Source organism: Holdemanella sp. MSK.7.32 (assembly GCF_024460475.1).
Taxonomy (GTDB): Bacteria; Bacillota_I; Bacilli_A; order Erysipelotrichales; family Erysipelotrichaceae; genus Holdemanella.
Window position 1 is genome coordinate 70,565 of the sequence record NZ_JANFYN010000003.1, and the last position, 18,707, is coordinate 89,271.

Below are 18,707 nucleotides of genomic sequence, written 5' to 3' on the forward strand. Positions count from 1 at the left end.
TCTAAATCTCCTTCCAACACCTTTACATTATACCTTTCTTTCAAGCCATTTTTCAACTTTATCCCACTTTAAAAACATCGAAATCCCAAAAATAGCCAACAGTTTTATGGGTTTTGATGTATTCATCACCCAAAAGGCGACGAATTGAAGCGATATGAACCGTTAAAGTGTTATCCAATATTTCGTGATGATACGCCTGTTCCAAGTAAAAAACCAACGCCGATCTAGATACAGTTTTGTGAGGAACGTCCATCAGTGTTGAAATAATTGTAAAACTTGCCTTAGGAATAAAGATTTTTTCTTTACCCTTTTGGATAATGTTAGAATCCATATCAATCAATAGATTCCCCGTTCTATATAACCCCTTTTTCTTTCGAACATTTTCAATGGACATTGAAATCAAACCGTTGCTGTAATTTCTCACTTCATCATTCACTTTTAAATTTTGGCATAACATAGCTGGTGTTTTGTAGTAAACCTGCCCGTTCTCTTCAATACGATCCACAGGATATCCATTATCGACTAACTCTTCGAGCAGTTCTAAATCGACCTCTGTAATCAACTTACAAAACTTCATATGTATACTTATCTCCTTTAGCTAACCATTTCACATTTGGCTCATATCAATAGTATCCCATATCTATGTGAATTTAACATTAAAAACTAACTTTTTGTTAATTTGTGCAAATTTTCAATTAATTTGTGCAAACGCATGGTACCTTTTAATGATTTTTTACTCAAATTTCTCTATTTTACCGAAACATTTAATGCTTGAATCAATAATCATTCCGCCCTCTTCATAGATGCCATACACAGGAATTTGTTTCTCTGATTTTACCTTTTCAATACTTTGCAGCTGCACTTTACTCCTTCTAAAATGAGGTTCAATCGCAAAGCCAGATAAACAACCTAAACCTGTCTGATACAAAAATTCTGGATAATCCTCATCCGGACTTATGTGATAAGAGTCAAGCTGAATCATGGCTCCTGCACTATATCCAATCATAATTCCTTTATAATTTTTAATTAACTTCTTTAATTTCTTTTCTTTAATTCGCTTCATCATTAAATCAGGAGCTCCACCTGTCAACATCAAAATGGAACTATTTAAAATCTTTTCCTTCATTTCATCCATTGAATCTTTAAAGTAATTGACCCATACTATTTGTTCCTTACCGATTCCATACTTGTAGAATACATCTTGATTAGAGCGATACCATATTCCTTGTCCAGGCGCATACTGTTTATTCCAATCAGACTCATTTTTAGTATCATTAAAAAAGCTAAATGGAAGGATACAAACACGGTCATTTTTAGATATATATGATTTTAGATTCATATAAATCCACTTTTCATCGATCATACTCGTATTCAATAAGACATGAATAGGATGAATACAATTTTCAAGTTCTTTTACTCCATCAAAAGAATAGGGTTTCCTATTTTCAAACTCTTCAAAACACTTCATATCACTCGTTGCCTCATGCATAGTGACTACTTTATTATTCTCATTAATATATAATTTCATTTTTTGGCTCCTTTCATGAAAAAAGATGGACTCTTATTGTCCATCATCTTCGTTTTGCGCATTTGCGATATTTTGTTGAATCTGTTCACTTGCTGCTTTTAATTGATTTGAAAGCTCAGGATCTTTTGCGGTTGTCATATTATCTGTAACAGGACCATCACTAGCTCCAGTCTTCGTCAATTTTAAATATGTCCAGCCATCTGCCGTATGTGTATCATCAATCAAATAATTATAAGAATCAATTTCTAGATCATACATCTTTGAACTATCTTTATTTGTAAAATATGTATCAATTGGCAATTGTTCATTCACAATATTATATGCACTATCAAGTGCCGCACTCGCCACATCATCCGTTGCACTATCTACTAAATCAATATGTACACGTAATGTTGCACTTAATAAATTCACACTTACCTTTTCTACATTATCAATGTTTCCTAAAGCACTCTCAAGAGATGAGATATTGTCTTTTGTGATAGCAGGATCTAAATCCGCTTTCGAAAAACGACTACCTTCCACAGGTCGATTTTGTCCACCTAAACTTGTCAACAAAACATATCCTACAATCACAACAGGAATCATAATTATAATAACAGTAAACCATACAAGCTTGTGTCCTTGACCTGTAGGTTTATTGGACGTATGTCTTCTACGCTTCATCTTGGCCATTAAAAAACCTCCTAATAACGTATTTATTATAACACAGTACCTAAAAACATTAAAAGTCTGAATGAATCAGACTTTTATCTTTTCTTTAATTCTTCTTGAATCAACTCATTTGTACGCTTAGGATTTGCCTGACCACGACTCGCCTTCATGACCTGACCTACTAAGAATCCAACGGCACGATCTTTACCATTTTTGAAGTCTTCAATCGATTGAGGGTTGGCATCTAAAACACTGTTAACGATAGCTAAAATAGCACCATCATCACTTACTTGTTTCATACCCTTTTCTTCGATAACCTTCTTAGGATCTTTTCCTTGCATAACCTCTTCAAATACAACTTTACCTTGTTTTCCACTGATTTCTCCAGCCTCGATCACATTGATCAAGCTAGCCAAGTTTTCACTTGAACAAGGTACTTTCGCAAAGCTTAAGTTGTTTTTGTTTAAGTAAGCTGAAACATCTCCAATGATCCAGTTACATGCTTTTTTCGCAAATTTTGTTGATTTTAATACTTCTTCAAAGAAATCAGCCATTTCACGATCAGAAACCAATACACCTGCATCATATTCACTCAATTCATAATCCTTCATGAAACGAGCTAAACGAGCATCAGGAAGCTCTTCTAGATTATCCTGAATCGATTTAACCCAGTTAAGATCTAATTGAATCGGGAAAATATTTGGCTCTGGGAAATATTTATAGTCAACATTCCCTTCTTTTTTACGCATTAGAATTGTCGTCTTTTGTGCTTCATCATAACGACGAGTCGCCTGTTCTACTTTTTCGCCAGCATCTAATAAAGCAGATTGACGTTCAATTTCTGCTTGAACCGCTTTTTGAACATTCGCAATGGAGTTCAAGTTTTTGATTTCTGTCTTTGTTCCCAAAGTATCTTTATCTTTACTCAAAGAAATATTGACATCACAACGCATACTTCCTTCTTCCATCTTAACATCACTGACATTTAGATATAAAAGATTTTTACGAAGTGTTTCCACATAAGCTGCTGCTTCTTTAGCACTATGCATATCTGGTTTTGATACGATTTCAATCAATGGTGTTCCGGCACGATTAAAGTCAATATATGTACCTGTATCTTTATGGAACTGTTTTGCGGTATCCTCTTCCATATGAATACGTTCGATGCGAATTTGTTTCTTTTCTCCATCTACATCAATTTCGACATATCCATTTGTTCCAATAGGATGGAACTGTTGCGTAATCTGGAATCCTTTTGGTAAATCTGAATAGTAATAATTTTTACGATCAAAACGAACCAATGTTTCAAGATCACAATGCATAGCTGTACATGCCTTGATAGCTAAGGCTACAGCCTCTTTATTTACACATGGTAAGCATCCAGGATGTCCTAAATCCACAACACTTGTACATGTATTTGCGATTTCTCCAAAGCGCACAGGAGCACCAGAGAACATTTTTGTATTTGTCTTTAATTCACAGTGAATTTCAATACCAATCGTCACAAAATAATTCATTACTATCCCTCCAAACATTGTCCTTTTAAACCTGTGCATTCTTCAATCGCACTAGATACATCAAACATTTTTTGTTCTTCAAAAGGTTTGCAAGTTAAATTCACAGCCACAGGCATAGAATCTACTTTTCCTAGTGGAAGTGTAATACTTGGATAACCAGAGAAATTTTGTAACTGCATGTGTTCTTCGGCAAAACTAGATACGCCAAAACGAACATTTGTACTTTCATTGATCAATGGTGCAATCGTTGGTGCTGCAACACTTAATACAGCATCACATTCTTCAAACATCTTCGCGTAAGCTTGAACGATCAAGCGACGAATCTTTTGGGCTTTTCTAAATAAACGATCTTGATTTTCTTCAAACAAAGAATATGAACCAATCACGAAACGAGCACGAACATAGCTTGAGAAACCTTTTGTACGAGTATTTGTCATGACTTCTTCTAAATCTTGACCTTCTTCACGCATTCCAAAACGAATACCATCCAGATTTGAATGGTTAGCTGTTGCTTCTGCATTCGCAATTGTCTTATAGACAGGTGCAATCAATTCCATATATTCTTTTGGCATTTCCACTTCAACAATCTTAGCTCCTTTTTCCTCTAATTTAGAAACTAAAGTGTTAAATTGAGCTTTTAATTCTTCGTTTTTCACTTCATCCATTACGGTTTTAAATACACCAATTGTTTTGTTTGTTAGATCCCCATTCAATAATTTTGAATATTCTTTAACCTCTTCATAACTTGAAGTCATATCATGATCATCACGACCGGCAAGTACTTCTAGAGCTAATGCAGCATCTTTTACATTTGTTGTAAAATATCCAACATGATCTAATGAACTCGCATAAGGAATGATGCCATAACGTGAAATACGTCCATATGTTGGTTTAACCCCAACAACACCACAATATGCAGCAGGTTTTCGAACGCTATCCCCTGTATCTGTACCAATAGCCAAAGGTACACATCCTGCGGCAACTAAAGCAGCACATCCACCGCTTGACCCACCTGGAATGCGGTCTAGATCATAAGGATTGTGTACAGCACCTGTGTAGGCATTCTTGTTGGTTCCACCCATACCAAGTTCATCCATACTTGCCTTGCATACAAAGTCAGCTCCTGCCTCTCTTAATTTCTTTACGATTGTCGCATCATAAACAGGAACATAGTTATCTAAAATACGGCTACTTGCAGTTGTACGAATACCACAAGTAGAAATGTTATCTTTCAATGCGACTGGAACACCTGAAAGTTTTCCTTCCTTTGTGTTATCAGCTTCATCCACCATAGTTACTACGGCATTTAATTTTGGTTGAACCGCATTAATTTTTTCAATAGCCACATTTTTATTTACACAATTTGAAATTTCCATCTTACTTCACCACCTTTGGAACGTGAACATGTCCCATACGCGCATCTTTTACATTCTTCAACGCATCTTCTTGCGTTAATACATCACTTACAACGTCTTCTCTTAAGAATGTTGTAGGTGCTTCAAAAGGATAGACCATAGGTTCTACGCCTTCTGTGTCCACTTTTTCAAAAAGGGATACTTGTTCTTCGACGGCAACGAAATCTTTTTTCAATTCTTCGATTTCTTCATCACTCAAATCAAACTTCAAATCGTTTGCCAATTTGTGAAAATATTCTGTACTGAACTTTTCCATATTCTCCTCCTATATCTTACTGATCACATTACATTCACTTGATCCAGATGCTCTCTCTATCAATGCATACACTGTATCATCATTTAGAACGGTAATCAAATAGTCACATTTTTTTGAACTAAATGTATCCATCTGATCTTTTACATCCTCAATCACGGCCAAGATTTCTCCGGCTGTCTTTCCGTGTGCTGTAATTGTCAAATTTAACTTTTTTAATTTTTTAGATTCAAATTTAGCCTCACCCGTAATATACGTGTTATCTGGAAGAACTCTTGAAATCTCTTCTTTGAAAGACGCAAACTCCGTTGCAGCTGATGAATCCAAATCTGTAAAGCGTGAACTTGGAACCAATGTCCATTCTTGACTTAAAGAAGTAAAACTTCCTTGTCCACCCTTATAATATCCTTCATAGATATAGCCACCTTTACCGGTTGTATTTGAATCATCCAAGCGATAAGCTGCTATAAAGATTGGAATATTCTTATTGATTTCATTAAAACGCTCATGCATATAGGAAGCTAATTTAGAAAAAGTAACCTCCAAATAATTTTGCATCTTTTCATCTGTAATTTCTACACTCGAACCATCGGATGCATTTAATTCTCCATTTACGACAAGACCTAATGAAATTCCTTTTAGATTATCGTTTGCGTACCAATCTAATTCATACAAGTCCACTAAAATTGTCGCATTTGTCACAATCCCATTTCCCGTATCAAATTCTTCATCGGCACTTGGATTTAAACCATTTGGATTTCCATCACGAACCGTTCCTAATAATCCTCTTGAACCGTCTGTCGCATCCAATTCATCATAATCTAAGAATTGATGTGTCTTATACCCCACCGTAGTTGGTGAAAAATACTTTTTCGATAGATCCATCAATCCACTTTCCATTTCTACACGCAAATCTGTATCTTGGATCAAACCTACATGTTTGCTTCTTGTATCACTGGATTCATAGGGTAAAATAGCTTGATACGAATCTTCATCCAATGCGTTTGCCTGATTTTTATTTCCGGTAGAACAAGCGCATAAACATAAAGCGAGTAAACCCAATACTAATTTATTCTTTCGCATTTTCTACCTCCTGTACAAACTCTTCTTCACTCATTGTCATAACACCTAGACTTTGTGCCTTTGTAAGCTTAGATCCTGCAGCCGTACCATAAATGACATAATCTGTCTTTTTGGATACAGAACCAGACACATTCGCACCTAAAGATTCTAAAATGGCCTTTGCCTCATTACGCGTATAATGTTCTAGAGTTCCTGTTAATACACATGTTTTATTTGTGAAACGACTTTGTACAACTTTTTTCTTTTCTTGTGTAAAATTACATCCAGCTTGTTTTAATACTTCAATTAAATGAAGATTCTTTTCTTCTTTAAAGAAAGCTACAACACTTTGGGCTGTAATTAAACCAATATCATGAATCGTAACTAAATCATCCATACTTGCATGCATTAAAGTATCGATGTCACCAAATTGTTCAGCTAAAATCATTGCGGCTTTTTTACCAACCTGACGAATTCCAAGTCCATATAAGATGACACCCAATGGCTGTTTTTTACTATTTTCAATCGATTCAAGAAGCTTATCCACCGACTTGGTTTGATAGCCTGGTTTTTCAATCAATTCATCATAGTAACGATCTAGAAAATAAATATCTTCAATCGAATTTAAATAACCCCATTCATGTAATTGCTCAATTTTTTTATCACCCAAAGTATCAATATTCATCGCATCTCTTGACGCAAAATGAATCATACTTTCGACAACACGAGCAGGACAATCTTGGTTGATACAATAGTGTGCCGCTTCATCAGGGAGTCGTACTAAATGGGAACCACAAATTGGACATGTCGTTGGAAATTGATATGGAAGCTGTGTGCCATCTCTTCTTTCAGGTACGCTTGTTACCACTTCCGGAATAATTTCTCCAGCCTTTCGAACAACAACAATATCACCAATACGAAGATCTTTATTGGCAATCATATCTTCATTATGTAACTGAGCCGCACTCACCGTGGTTCCGGCAACACGAACTGGTTCTAACACAGCATTAGGCGTAATTTTTCCGGTACGCCCTACTGTAATGACAATGTCTTTTAATCGTGTCAAAACTTCTTGTGCTGGAAATTTATAGGCGGTCGCATAACGCGGTACTTTAGCAGTGCTTCCAAGCCTTCTTTGATCGGCTAAATTATTTAATTTAATGACCATACCATCAATTTCATAAGGTAGATTCTCACGTTTTTCTTGAATTTCCTGTATAAATTGCCAAATTTCATCGACAGTTGTACAAACTTTACGCAATGGATTTGTTCGAAAATGCATCTTAGACATTGCTTCTAAAGCTTCTTCTTGTGTTTGTACCGCAAAATCAGACGCATTCTGGAAGTAATACCAATAGGCATCTAATTTACGACTTGCACACACACTTGAATCCAATTGGCGAATGCTTCCTGCAGCTGCATTTCTTGGGTTCGCAAAAGGGGCTAACCCTTTTTCTTCTTGTCTTTTATTTAATAGTTCAAAGCTTGCCTTAGGCATATACACTTCACCACGCACCTCAACATGTCGCGTTTCAGGGATGTGCATAGGAATGGAAAGGATAGTTTTAACATTGTTTGAAACATCTTCTCCAACTATTCCATCACCCCTGGTCACAGCTCGAGTAAAGTTACCATCATCATATAGTAATGCCATCGCAAGTCCATCGTATTTGCATTCTACGACAAATTCTGGATTCGAAACGCTTTCCGATATTCTTTGAACAAATTCTTCAATTTCTTCTTTATTAAACACATTGCCTAAGGACAACATTTGTGAATCGTGCGTAACCTTTTCAAATCCCTCAAGTACAGATCCAATAATTCTTTGACTAGGACTATTCGCATCCTGCATTTCTGGATGCTTTTCTTCTAATGCCATTAATTCTTGCATCAAACGATCGTACTCTTGATCGGTCACGCTTGGATTGTCATAGACATAGTATTCAATGGAATATTTTTCTAATTCTTTACGTAAGTCTAAAATTCTTGCCTTTTCATCCATCATACTCACCTAGGCTTTCTTTAAAGAAGGATGTGATGCGTTTAATTTTTTCACACCAATCGTATGACCAAAGGCAATGGTTGCGACATCCCCACGTATTTCAAGTACAACACCCTGACCATAAATCGTATGTTCAACCGCATCCCCTTTACGTAAACGTATTTTCTTTTTATTCGCACCAAGCTTAGATGGTCTTCCTGTTAAGGATTGAGACACAACAACCTTTGGGTGTTTTGGTGCTTCTTCTTTTTCTTCTTGTTCAATATATTCCATTGGGATTTCAGCTCTAAAACGACTTGGTGTTTTAAACGCATCCTGCATATAACTAAACCCTGTATTCCATGAAATATATAGTGTTTTTTTAGCACGTGTCATCGCAACATATAGAAGTCTTCTTTCTTCTTCTAATGCCTTCATACCACCTTCATCACATGCTCTAGAACTTGGGAATACACCATCGTTAAAGTTAACTAAGAATACTGTGTCAAATTCTAGTCCTTTTGCGGCATGTACCGTCATTAAGCTGACTGTATTTTCACTTGTTTCCTGTGTTTTATCCGTAAACAAGGCAATATCTTGTAAATAAGATTCTAAAGTCATTTCTGGATCTTCAATCATACTTTGAGCAATGTCTTCTTTTAATTCCTTTAAGTTATCAATACGGTCCTGACCACTTTCTCGATCTTCTTTCAACATCGAAATATAGCCTGTTGTATCTAATACATAATCCAAGAAATCTTCTAACGCATAATGCTCTCTATTTTCACGTAGATCTTCAATTAAATCTACAAACATTTCACATTTCTTCGTAACCGCCGTACTTAATCCAATTGGATCTTTCATGACATCATATAAATTCATATGCCTTTCTGCGGCTTGTTTTTGAAGATTTTCAATTGTACGTGCACCAATACCACGACGAGGTACATTGATCACACGTAGTACAGCTAAATCTAATGCCATTTGGTCTGGATCTTCTTCGTTACGGTTTGTACATAATCTTAAGTAGCATAGGGCATCTTTGATTTCTTGTCTTTCATAGAAACGAACACCCCCATAGATTACGTATGGAATGCCGACCGATTTAAAGATACGTTCAAAAGCACGTGAAGAATAGTTCGAACGATAAAGAATCGCCATATCTTTGTATTCTAAACCTTTTTTGTGTTTTTCATTGATTTGACGAGCCACAAAGATTGGTTCTTCACTATCTTCTTTACCTTCAAACATTGTGATTTTTTCATCACCAGGAAGTTTTGTGTATAAATCTTTATCAATACGTTCCTTATTGTATTTAATAACTGCATTGGAAGCATCTAGAATAGGCTGTGTTGAACGATAGTTCTCATTCAAAATTACAGTTTTACATGGTTCAAAGTCTTTATTAAACTTCAAAATAATGTCAACACTGGCTCCACGCCAAGTATAAATAGTTTGGTCTGGATCTCCTACAACACATAAATGTGTATTCTTTCCAGTTAGTAGTTTAATAATTCCATATTGAATTGGATCCACGTCCTGGAACTCGTCTACGTGGATGTAGTCTAAACGGTTTTGCCACTTCTCACGAACAGAAGATACGCTATTTAATAAGCGGTGTCCCTCCAGCAACAAATCATCAAAATCCATAGCCTTCATTTCATTACGACGTTTTTCATAACCGGCATAAATTTTAGCTAAAGTAATACTGACATCATCCATTGCCATATTACCTGCCATTTGTGGATCAATATAGTTTGTCTTATAAGCACTAATAGCACCGAGTGCACGATTATAAGAAATCGTTGTTTTATCCACTTCTAATGTTTTATAAATTGGTTTTAAAATAGCCTTTTGATCTTCTGGATCCATAATTGCGAATGTTTTTGGATACCCAATCAAATCCGCATCTTCTCTAAGCATTCTTACGCACAAAGAGTGAATGGTTGAAATACGGACTACGTTTGCCATACTGCCTAGTTGTACTGTTAGTCGCGTTTTCATTTCATTTGCCGCTTTATTTGTAAATGTGATAGCCAAGATACGATTTGGTAAAATACCACAATCTTGGACCAAATAAACAATACGTGCCATTAAGACACGCGTTTTCCCACTACCAGCACCCGCAATAATACGAACGTGTTCGTTAATTGTCGTTGCAGCTGTTCTTTGATTTTCATTTAATGTATCTAATATTGAGTTACTCATAATTTTTAATCACCGTATCAATTTTACCATAAACCCAAAAAAAGTGCTCAGAAATATGAGCACTCAAAACCTCAGAAAACGAATACCTTCGTATTTACTTTATTTATTGGTAAAACTCTTCACAATAGCTTTGACAATTTCTAGCTTCTTATGTTTTGGCGTTAACACAGAAGACACAAATCTATAATCCATCAACAATTGATTGACAGATGAATAGCCATGTACTTTTGTTGTCGTTTCTAACACTTTATCTAGTCTTGTTGCGTTTTAGTAAAACCAGATTCCTTAATACATTGTTCTAAGAAAGCTAAATCCTTTTTGTTGGCACATACATCGTGGAAATATAAGAATTTTTCTTTGTAGCGAAGTACAGCTTCTAATACATAGATACCATCTTCTTGCCATGAATCCATCCAAATTGTCTTCTTATCATATTGAATTGGATCTTGTTCCATAATATGATCTAAGTTTGTGACAATACCCGGTTGTTTACTGGCCTGAATCAACCAATCCCATTGTGCTTCATCTGTATATGGTGACATTAAACACAACGCTTGATTTACTGGATCATAGCTTCTTTCTGCGGCACCACTGGCAACAACTCTTGCATCTTCAAATAAGTGATACACTTCTTTAATACGATATTGAATGGCTTCCTGCTCCATATTTTTGGCATTCTGCAATTTATTTTCTCGATCCAATTGTTCACACAAATCTGCATATACATCCAAAGGTAAATCAATTGAATGATCTTTTTCATAAGCAGCCTCAATATATTCACAAATATCATTGGCATGTTTAATGGTTGTTTCATTCATTAATGTGTATTTGCCAACACCCTCTTTGGCAAGTAAAGTCAATGCACAATTCTTATAGTATTTGGCATCTCTTTCCCAATCATTCCAAACATAGAAAGAATCCATTAAGTCGCGAGTATTCATATGTTTAAATTCTTTTAAATCCAAATCTCCCTGACTTGTTAGGATACGATCTTCCTTTTGAAGCGGCAAGAAGTAAGTTTCTTCATACATATAATTCTGTTGACGCATCACTTCATTTTCTAAAAGAACACCACGAATATAATCCATTTCATCCTCATACATAGAACTTAATCGATCAAAATCTTCATCCTTATCAAATTCCATATCATCTATTAATTCATATTCTCCAGGAACTTCTTCCTGAATATCTTTAAATATATCTACCACAAACGCATGAAAGCCTGGGCCTGCATGACGGGTATTGGCACGTAAAACCATATCACCATCTTCTTCTGTCACAACAATCTTTCCTTGTGGACAAACCAAGATATCAACATGATCATAACGATCTTCAATTTGCACTTCTTCTCGTCTTGCGATAAGGCCTAAAACTTCATACAATTCATTCATTTCTTTTTCATTTCGATCTTTACAAATCATTTGAACAAACATGTTAAAACCTCCTTCTAGAGTCACACTCTATTATATCATAGTTGGCAAATGTATGTTATAATAAAGCGGTTAAAGGAGAACTAAGTATGAATCAAATTGCTAAAGAATGGCAAGACTATGAAGTTATTGATACTGGAAATAAAGAAAAACTAGAAAGATGGAATCAAACGATTCTAAGAAGACCGGACCCTGTGGCAATCTGGCCAATTGAAGATGAGCGTGCATGGAATAAGGCCGATGCTGTTTATCATCGTTCTAAATCGGGTGGTGGTCATTGGGAAATGAAAAAGCCTGTTAAAGAATTCTGGACAATTGGATATAAAGGATTACGCTTTAAAATCAGTCCAACTGGATTTAAACACACAGGACTATTCCCTGAACAAGCTAGCAACTGGGATTTTATGGCCAATAAGATCAAAGAATCAAAGCGTGATGATTTAAGAATCTTAAATCTATTTGCCTATACAGGTGGAGCTACCATGGCTTGTTCAAAAGCTGGAGCGAAAGAAGTTGTGCATGTTGATGCTTCAAAAGGTATGATTCAATGGGCAAAAGAAAACATGCAACTTTCTAATTTACAAGACCATACCATTCGTTTTATTGTGGATGATTGTATTAAATTTGTTAAAAGAGAACAAAGAAGAGGAAGAAAATACGATGGTATCGTAATGGATCCACCTAGTTATGGTAGAGGGCCTAATGGAGAACTTTGGAAATTAGAAGAAGAATTATTCCCATTAATTCAAGAATGTATGAAGATTTTAAGCGATGATGCGCTATTCTTTATTGTGAACTGCTATACAACTGGATTTAGTTGTTCAACATTAAATGAAGCTTTATCAAGATCCATTCAGAAAGAAAAAGGCGGACACATTGAATGTGGTGAAAACCTACTTCCTGTAACGACAAATGACAGTGTATTACCATGTGGAATCTTTGGAAGATGGACGAATGACTAGTCCATCTTTTTTGTTTAGAAAAAGAAAAAAGGAAGAAAACTCTCCCTAACAAACCATCCACTCGGGATAGAATTGGATCCCATTTTTGATCATACGATGAATCAAAGGTCTTCCTAACGTTTGAAAATAATGTTCAATCGTTGTGACTTGTAAAACCAAAAGATCGGCTGTTTTTCCAATTTCAATCGATCCACGATCTGATAAATTAAATTCTTTAGCTGGTAAAGATGTCATACTTTCTAATAAGGTTCTCGAACACACTCGATGTGTTTGAAACAACACATAACTTATGGGTGCCATACTATATACATAGGAGTTTGGTAGTCCAAATCCACAACTCATTAAAAATGTTTCTGGAATTTCATTTTTTAATTCACTCAATCGATGTAGCACTGGTATTTTTGGCTGATTTTTCTTATAAAACACATCCTGTTCTAACTTCATTCTTTGCGAATTTGGATTGTCACAAATTAAAGTTAAGATTCCATTTTGACGCATCGCATACAACGCATTGATATCTTGTCTTAATTGATCACCTAAACGTACGTGTGTAAAGCTTTTAAATTGACAATCAATAAAAGCCGGCACAACGCATTCACCTTGTGCATCAATCACTCGTGTTGCAGGATCTAGCCATTCTTTATAAGAACCCGTATTGATTTCAATGATCTTCTCATGGTGACATGCAATAAAGGCATGATGTAAGATTGTAAAATCCTTATCACATGTATATAAATTTTCAATATTTTTAATCAGTAAAGTTGCCTTCATGATACATGTGACCTTCCTTTCAATAGATGTTATAATAATTATACAACGAGGTGATGCGAATGTCTTTATTTAATCGAAGAAAGAAACCTATAATAGTTACAATCCACGGATTTGGAAGAAATCTAAGTCATGAATTTGATTCATTAGCGCGCTATTTAAAGGCTAAAAAATATGAAGTAATTCAATTTGATATGTATGATTTAAACAATCCAAATGATGCCAACTACAAAGATTGGGTACAAAGATGTGAAGCCAAATTAAGTCTTGCTATTAAAGAAAATCCCAATGTCATCCTCATTGGTTTTTCCATGGGAGGCGTAATTGCCAGTTATTTGGCAAGTATTTATAAAGTACAATCTTTAATTCTTTGTGCACCTGCCTTTGAATATCTTGACATCAAAAAAGTAACAGGTTTATTTAAAAAATCCGACAAAGAAAAGAAAGGCCCAAGCTCAAAGCAATACCAAGCCTTCACAAAAATTGTTTCTCAATATAAAGAATCTATTTCACAAATTGAATGTCCAATCCTTATGTTGCATGGAACAAGTGATGAAGTCATTGCTCCATCAAGTTCTTCTCATGCCTATAAAAAGATTCCAGCCCAAAAGAAACGATTAATATATATTGAAGGTGCCAAACACAGAATGTTATATGATGGAAGAATGGAACAGACTGTATTTACAATCATCGAACAAATGCTTGAAAATAAAATATTCTAAAAAGCTGTCGAATAAGACAGCTTTTTCATTTATTGCCAACTATAAAATATGCTTTATCTAAAGATATTCTAGCATATTTTCATTTCCATTTGCACCTACAAAGAAAAAAAGCCTGTATTTCTACAAGCTTAATCACCAATAATTGAATAAAACTGATCATAAGAAGGTTTTAATACTTCATATACATCTGGCTGAATACGATATTGCGTATAATCACGCAACCTTCCATCCTCTTCTTTTTCAATGACCCTTCTTTCAATCATTTTTTTATTCTTCAATAAACCACCCTGTTTGACATCACCCTTATATTCCAAAGGTTCATTATCATTATCTAATAGTTCTTCAAACAAAGCCTTATCCTTTTTATTTAAGGATGTCATAAAGTTCCATAAATCTGGAACATTCATCTTTTTCTCTTTCTTAAAAAACATAATCATCACCTATTTTTAATACATTAAAACTTCTCTATTTTACAACGATGTTCTTTTGTCTTGGAATCATAAGTAATTCCAACCAATAATAAATTATCGGTATATTCTTGTATCGATTGAGGATATACTTTTTCCTTGATTTGATCTAATGCACTTTGAACATTATGATTCCATTTTAGCTCCACCAATAAGGCAGGATAATAATCTTTATATTCAAGTTTAGGGATATAAACAAAATCCGCAAATCCTCTTCCTGTTGGCAATTCTCGTATTGGTTTAAAGTAATATTTTAAAGTTGATAAATACGCAATCGTTAAAACACTGCTCAAACTATTTTCATTATGATATGCAATATTAGAAGCATACGTATTATGAATCTTTTCCATTTGTTGAGCTACAACTTCTGTCTTCATTTGACAAGTTGCTTCTAAAATGGTATCCGATTCCCTTTCAAATTGAATCAAATCATTCCATTTATCTTCTGAAACAGAATTCACAAATTCTTGTCGGATTTCTTCATTTGGAATAAATACCGTCTTATATGTTTGATTGTATCCCAAATATCCTAAATGAACCAATGCCGTTAAGACATCATCCATATTTTTAAATGAAACCATATCATTTTGAAAAGACGTTGTCTGCATCTTCACTTCATTACCACTTAACATTTCTAAAACAGCTTCTTTTAAGCCATCAAAATTCATTTGAATCAAACTATGAATTGATTCATAGCTACTTGTCTGTGCCCAATAACTTTGAAACACACCTAAGGTAAATAAACTCACAACGGCTTTCGGATTATATACATGCTGATGATTTAAGTAATATCCATCATACCATTTCTTGATTCTATCAAAATCTATATTGTATTTATTACTTAATCCTTTTACTTCCCCCTCTGTAAATCCAATAAAAGAAGCCAATGGACCTGGATTCAGCATTGTATATTCATCAAAATTATTCAATGCGGACTGTGTCATCGTTCTTTTGATTGGTAAAATACCTGTTAAATACGCTAATGCGATATAACGAGAAGGTTGTGATCCTTTAAATAATCCTTTTAAGAAATCGATATATTCTTCTAGTAATTTTTTATTATTCGCATTATCACGAATCAATACATCCCACTCATCAATGATTACCACAAAGCGATGTCCTGTTTCATCATTGATTTTAGAAAGTGTACCAGACAAAGAAATAATTCCATTATAGTCAATATTGGAATATTCATTCTGTAATTCATGCATACAACTCTCTTTGATGTAATTTACAATATCATTTATATTTTCAACTTGATCTTTACACCATTGTACATCAATATGAATGACATCATATTGATTTATATACTTCTCAAATGTAGAACATGAAGAAATCGTATATGGCTGAAATAATTCTCTAGATTCACATCCCTTTGAATAATAAGCACAAAGCATATCGGCAGTCATGGATTTTCCAAAACGTCTAGGTCTTGAATTACAAATGAATTTAGCTGTGGTTGAAAGCACACTATTTGTATATTCAATTAAACCCGTTTTATCCACATATATTTTTGAATGAACCGCTTCATTAAAATTCGCATTATCAGGATTTAGAAATATAGCCATACAGATTCCTCCTACACCACTATTATATCAGAAAAAGACTGTAGTATTAAAAAAACGAGATGTTAGTTCATCTCGCCTTACTTCACTCCATGACTTTTTAAATAAGAAGGTATGATTTTTATAAAACAAATGATTGTCACAATACTTGCATAAATATCCGCTACGGGTTGTGCATAGAAAATATTAGAAACCCCTAAAAAAGCAGGCAATAAACATGTGCAACCCAAATACATCAGCTTACGATTTAATGATAAAAATAATGATAATTTTACATTAGATAATCCTGTAATTCCATCTACCAAAACATATTGAATAGACATCATTAAAATACCTAAACAGAAGATTTTAATAGCCCTATCTGCGATTGGCATAGTCATGACATCATTAGTAAACATAGCCACAAATACATTTGAGTAACACATTGAAATGATGAACATGATCAAACAAAATAAAAACGCAAATGAAATCACAATTTTAAAGGCTTCTTTGATCTTCTTTAAATTTTGCGAACCAAAATGATACGCAAATATCGGTTGTGTACCCGAACTAATGCCAAGTAATGGTCCTGTAATCAATAAGAAATAGCTTTGAGCTACAGTAATAGCCGAAATATAAATATCACCCATATTTCCACCATACTTTTGAAGCATCATATTCATCACTATTAAAATGATTGAATCAGATGCGATAATCAGAAATGGAGAAAATCCAAGTTTTACAATATGCTTCATCTTCTCTATAGATAATTCCTCTTTATGAAGTTTGATTTTCGATTTGAATCTTAAAAAACAAAGCACAAACATACACGATATAAATTGGGCTACAACTGTACCAATGGCAGCTCCAGACACACCAATTTTAAGTGTACGAATTAAAATAAAGTCAAAAATAATATTTGTGATGGCCCCAATACATACACTCAACATTGCGATTGTGGCATAGCCTTGTCCCGTAATAAAATAATTCAATCCAATTGACATTAAGGCAAAGAAAGTACCTAATGTATAGATTGTTAAATAGGTGTTGGCATAAGGATAAAGGGCATCACTGCCTCCAAACCAATAGATCAAATTGTGTTTTAAAAGAATGAATCCAAGTGTTAAACAAATAGAAAGAACAACCAACATCACAAAGCTGTTATATAAGATTTGACTGGCCCTTTTCTCATTCTTTTGTCCCAAACACATAGATAGCCAAATCGAACCACCAATACCAACAAGTGTTCCAAAACTCGATAATAAAGTAACGATTGGCCCACATATTCCAACGGCTGCCAAACATACATTTCCCACTTCTTCAATTTGCCCTACAAACATACGATCGACAATGGAATATAAAATATTCACAAGTTGAGCAATCATACTCGGTATAGCTAGAGACATGACGAGTTTTAACATAGGAGTATTTTCAAAATCATTTTGTCGCATTATGTACTCTATTCTCTTTAATATAATCTTTAGCTTCGATCAAATCTTTTACTATACAAATTGTCTGCTCCTTTTGTACTTCTGTTGGAGCAATCAGATCAGGCACTTGAATACAGTCAATACCCGCTCTATAAGCTGCTTCAACACCCACACTCGAATCTTCTAATACAATCGCATTTTCTGCTTTTGTGTTCATTTTCTTTAAAACACTCAAATAAATTTCTGGATCTGGCTTACGCTTTGTGACTTCATTCCCACAAATAACATAATCAAAACGATCATATACCCCAATCTTTTTAAGTCTTTCTTCTGTTAACTCTCTTCTTGTCGTTGTTGCGACTGCCTTTTTAATATGATGTTGTTCTAAAAAGTCCAACATTTCATATAAGCCTGGTTTTACTGGTACTTCTTTTTCTAAAGAAGAAAGCCCCATTTGTCTCCAATCATTCAATAATTTATCTTGGATATCACTTGGTAAAAGACGATCCAACAATTCTTGCTCATCTTCCAATCTTTTTCCTATCAAGGAAGGAAATAAAGTGTCTCCTAAATCAGGAATACCATACTTATCTCCTGCTTTATCAAAAGCTTCTTTCCATACGCTTTCCGTATCAATCATTAACCCATCTACATCAAATATGACTAACTCTAACATGTATATCCCCCTCAAAAAAAGCAACATTAGTATAGCACAAGAAAGTAGGCGGCAGAGTTTAAATTCTGCCGCCCCTTATCAAACCATACGTGC

The 18,707-nt window shown here is 34.6% G+C and carries 18 protein-coding genes; 2 read left to right on the forward strand and 16 right to left on the reverse strand.

What is annotated here, in order from left to right; translation table 11 throughout:
• Window positions 1-58 precede the first annotated feature (58 nt).
• From NE544_RS01435 to NE544_RS01485, 11 genes are all read right to left on the reverse strand, one after another.
• Entirely contained in the window at window positions 59-577 is a 519-nt protein-coding gene (locus NE544_RS01435) for a winged helix-turn-helix domain-containing protein (protein WP_117570896.1), read from the reverse strand.
• A 156-nt stretch (window positions 578-733) separates the two neighbouring features.
• Complete coding sequence (locus NE544_RS01440; RefSeq protein ID WP_256268082.1) at window positions 734-1,528, reverse strand: Type 1 glutamine amidotransferase-like domain-containing protein; 795 nt, start codon at window positions 1,526-1,528, stop codon at window positions 734-736.
• Between the two features lie 33 nt (window positions 1,529-1,561).
• A complete protein-coding gene (locus NE544_RS01445; RefSeq protein WP_118114527.1) occupies window positions 1,562-2,200 on the reverse strand; it encodes a hypothetical protein in 639 nt (212 codons plus the stop codon).
• Window positions 2,201-2,274: 74 nt separating this feature from the next.
• Entirely contained in the window at window positions 2,275-3,696 is a 1,422-nt protein-coding gene (gene gatB / locus NE544_RS01450; protein ID WP_256268083.1) for an Asp-tRNA(Asn)/Glu-tRNA(Gln) amidotransferase subunit GatB, read from the reverse strand.
• A gap of 2 nt (window positions 3,697-3,698) precedes the next feature.
• Window positions 3,699-5,072, reverse strand: a complete 1,374-nt coding sequence (locus NE544_RS01455) for an amidase family protein (RefSeq protein WP_256268084.1) — start codon at window positions 5,070-5,072, stop codon at window positions 3,699-3,701.
• A 1-nt stretch (window position 5,073) separates the two neighbouring features.
• Window positions 5,074-5,367, reverse strand: coding sequence for an Asp-tRNA(Asn)/Glu-tRNA(Gln) amidotransferase subunit GatC (gene gatC, locus NE544_RS01460; protein WP_256268085.1), 294 nt, complete (start codon window positions 5,365-5,367; stop codon window positions 5,074-5,076).
• A 9-nt stretch (window positions 5,368-5,376) separates the two neighbouring features.
• The gene (locus NE544_RS01465) at window positions 5,377-6,447 is read right to left on the reverse strand and encodes a CamS family sex pheromone protein (protein WP_256268086.1); all 1,071 of its coding nucleotides are present in this window, start codon (window positions 6,445-6,447) and stop codon (window positions 5,377-5,379) included.
• Window positions 6,434-8,428 carry an NAD-dependent DNA ligase LigA gene (gene ligA / locus NE544_RS01470; RefSeq protein ID WP_256268087.1) on the reverse strand — a complete coding sequence of 665 codons (1,995 nt, stop codon included), beginning with the start codon at window positions 8,426-8,428 and terminating at the stop codon, window positions 6,434-6,436. The genes NE544_RS01465 and ligA overlap by 14 nt, the downstream gene beginning before the upstream one ends.
• Window positions 8,429-8,437: 9 nt before the next feature.
• On the reverse strand, window positions 8,438-10,615 hold the full coding sequence (locus NE544_RS01475) for an ATP-dependent helicase (protein ID WP_256268088.1): 2,178 nt from the start codon (window positions 10,613-10,615) through the stop codon (window positions 8,438-8,440).
• Between the two features lie 99 nt (window positions 10,616-10,714).
• Window positions 10,715-10,861 carry a hypothetical protein gene (locus tag NE544_RS01480; protein ID WP_158570469.1) on the reverse strand — a complete coding sequence of 49 codons (147 nt, stop codon included), beginning with the start codon at window positions 10,859-10,861 and terminating at the stop codon, window positions 10,715-10,717.
• Window positions 10,862-10,866: 5 nt separating this feature from the next.
• Window positions 10,867-12,048 (reverse strand): hypothetical protein, encoded by a 1,182-nt coding sequence (locus tag NE544_RS01485; protein WP_199670812.1) that lies wholly within the window; start codon window positions 12,046-12,048, stop codon window positions 10,867-10,869.
• Between the two features lie 86 nt (window positions 12,049-12,134).
• Here NE544_RS01485 and NE544_RS01490 point away from each other — a divergent pair, with 86 nt between their 5' ends.
• Entirely contained in the window at window positions 12,135-13,007 is an 873-nt protein-coding gene (locus NE544_RS01490; protein WP_003864220.1) for a class I SAM-dependent methyltransferase, read from the forward strand.
• A 45-nt stretch (window positions 13,008-13,052) separates the two neighbouring features.
• Here NE544_RS01490 and NE544_RS01495 read toward each other — a convergent pair whose 3' ends face one another.
• Window positions 13,053-13,778 (reverse strand): hypothetical protein, encoded by a 726-nt coding sequence (locus NE544_RS01495; RefSeq protein ID WP_118114519.1) that lies wholly within the window; start codon window positions 13,776-13,778, stop codon window positions 13,053-13,055.
• 59 nt (window positions 13,779-13,837) lie between these two features.
• Between NE544_RS01495 and NE544_RS01500 the strand changes: the two genes are divergently transcribed.
• Entirely contained in the window at window positions 13,838-14,497 is a 660-nt protein-coding gene (locus NE544_RS01500; protein ID WP_256268089.1) for a carboxylesterase, read from the forward strand.
• 128 nt (window positions 14,498-14,625) lie between these two features.
• On the opposite strand, the gene NE544_RS01505 is transcribed toward NE544_RS01500, so the two are convergent.
• The 4 genes from NE544_RS01505 to NE544_RS01520 form a co-directional block, all read right to left on the reverse strand.
• A complete protein-coding gene (locus tag NE544_RS01505; RefSeq protein WP_003864223.1) occupies window positions 14,626-14,928 on the reverse strand; it encodes a hypothetical protein in 303 nt (100 codons plus the stop codon).
• 23 nt (window positions 14,929-14,951) lie between these two features.
• The gene (locus tag NE544_RS01510; RefSeq protein ID WP_256268090.1) at window positions 14,952-16,532 is read right to left on the reverse strand and encodes an AAA family ATPase; all 1,581 of its coding nucleotides are present in this window, start codon (window positions 16,530-16,532) and stop codon (window positions 14,952-14,954) included.
• Between the two features lie 77 nt (window positions 16,533-16,609).
• Window positions 16,610-17,959, reverse strand: coding sequence for an MATE family efflux transporter (locus NE544_RS01515; RefSeq protein WP_256268091.1), 1,350 nt, complete (start codon window positions 17,957-17,959; stop codon window positions 16,610-16,612).
• On the reverse strand, window positions 17,946-18,614 hold the full coding sequence (locus NE544_RS01520; protein ID WP_256268092.1) for an HAD family phosphatase: 669 nt from the start codon (window positions 18,612-18,614) through the stop codon (window positions 17,946-17,948). The genes NE544_RS01515 and NE544_RS01520 overlap by 14 nt, the downstream gene beginning before the upstream one ends.
• Window positions 18,615-18,707 lie beyond the last annotated feature (93 nt).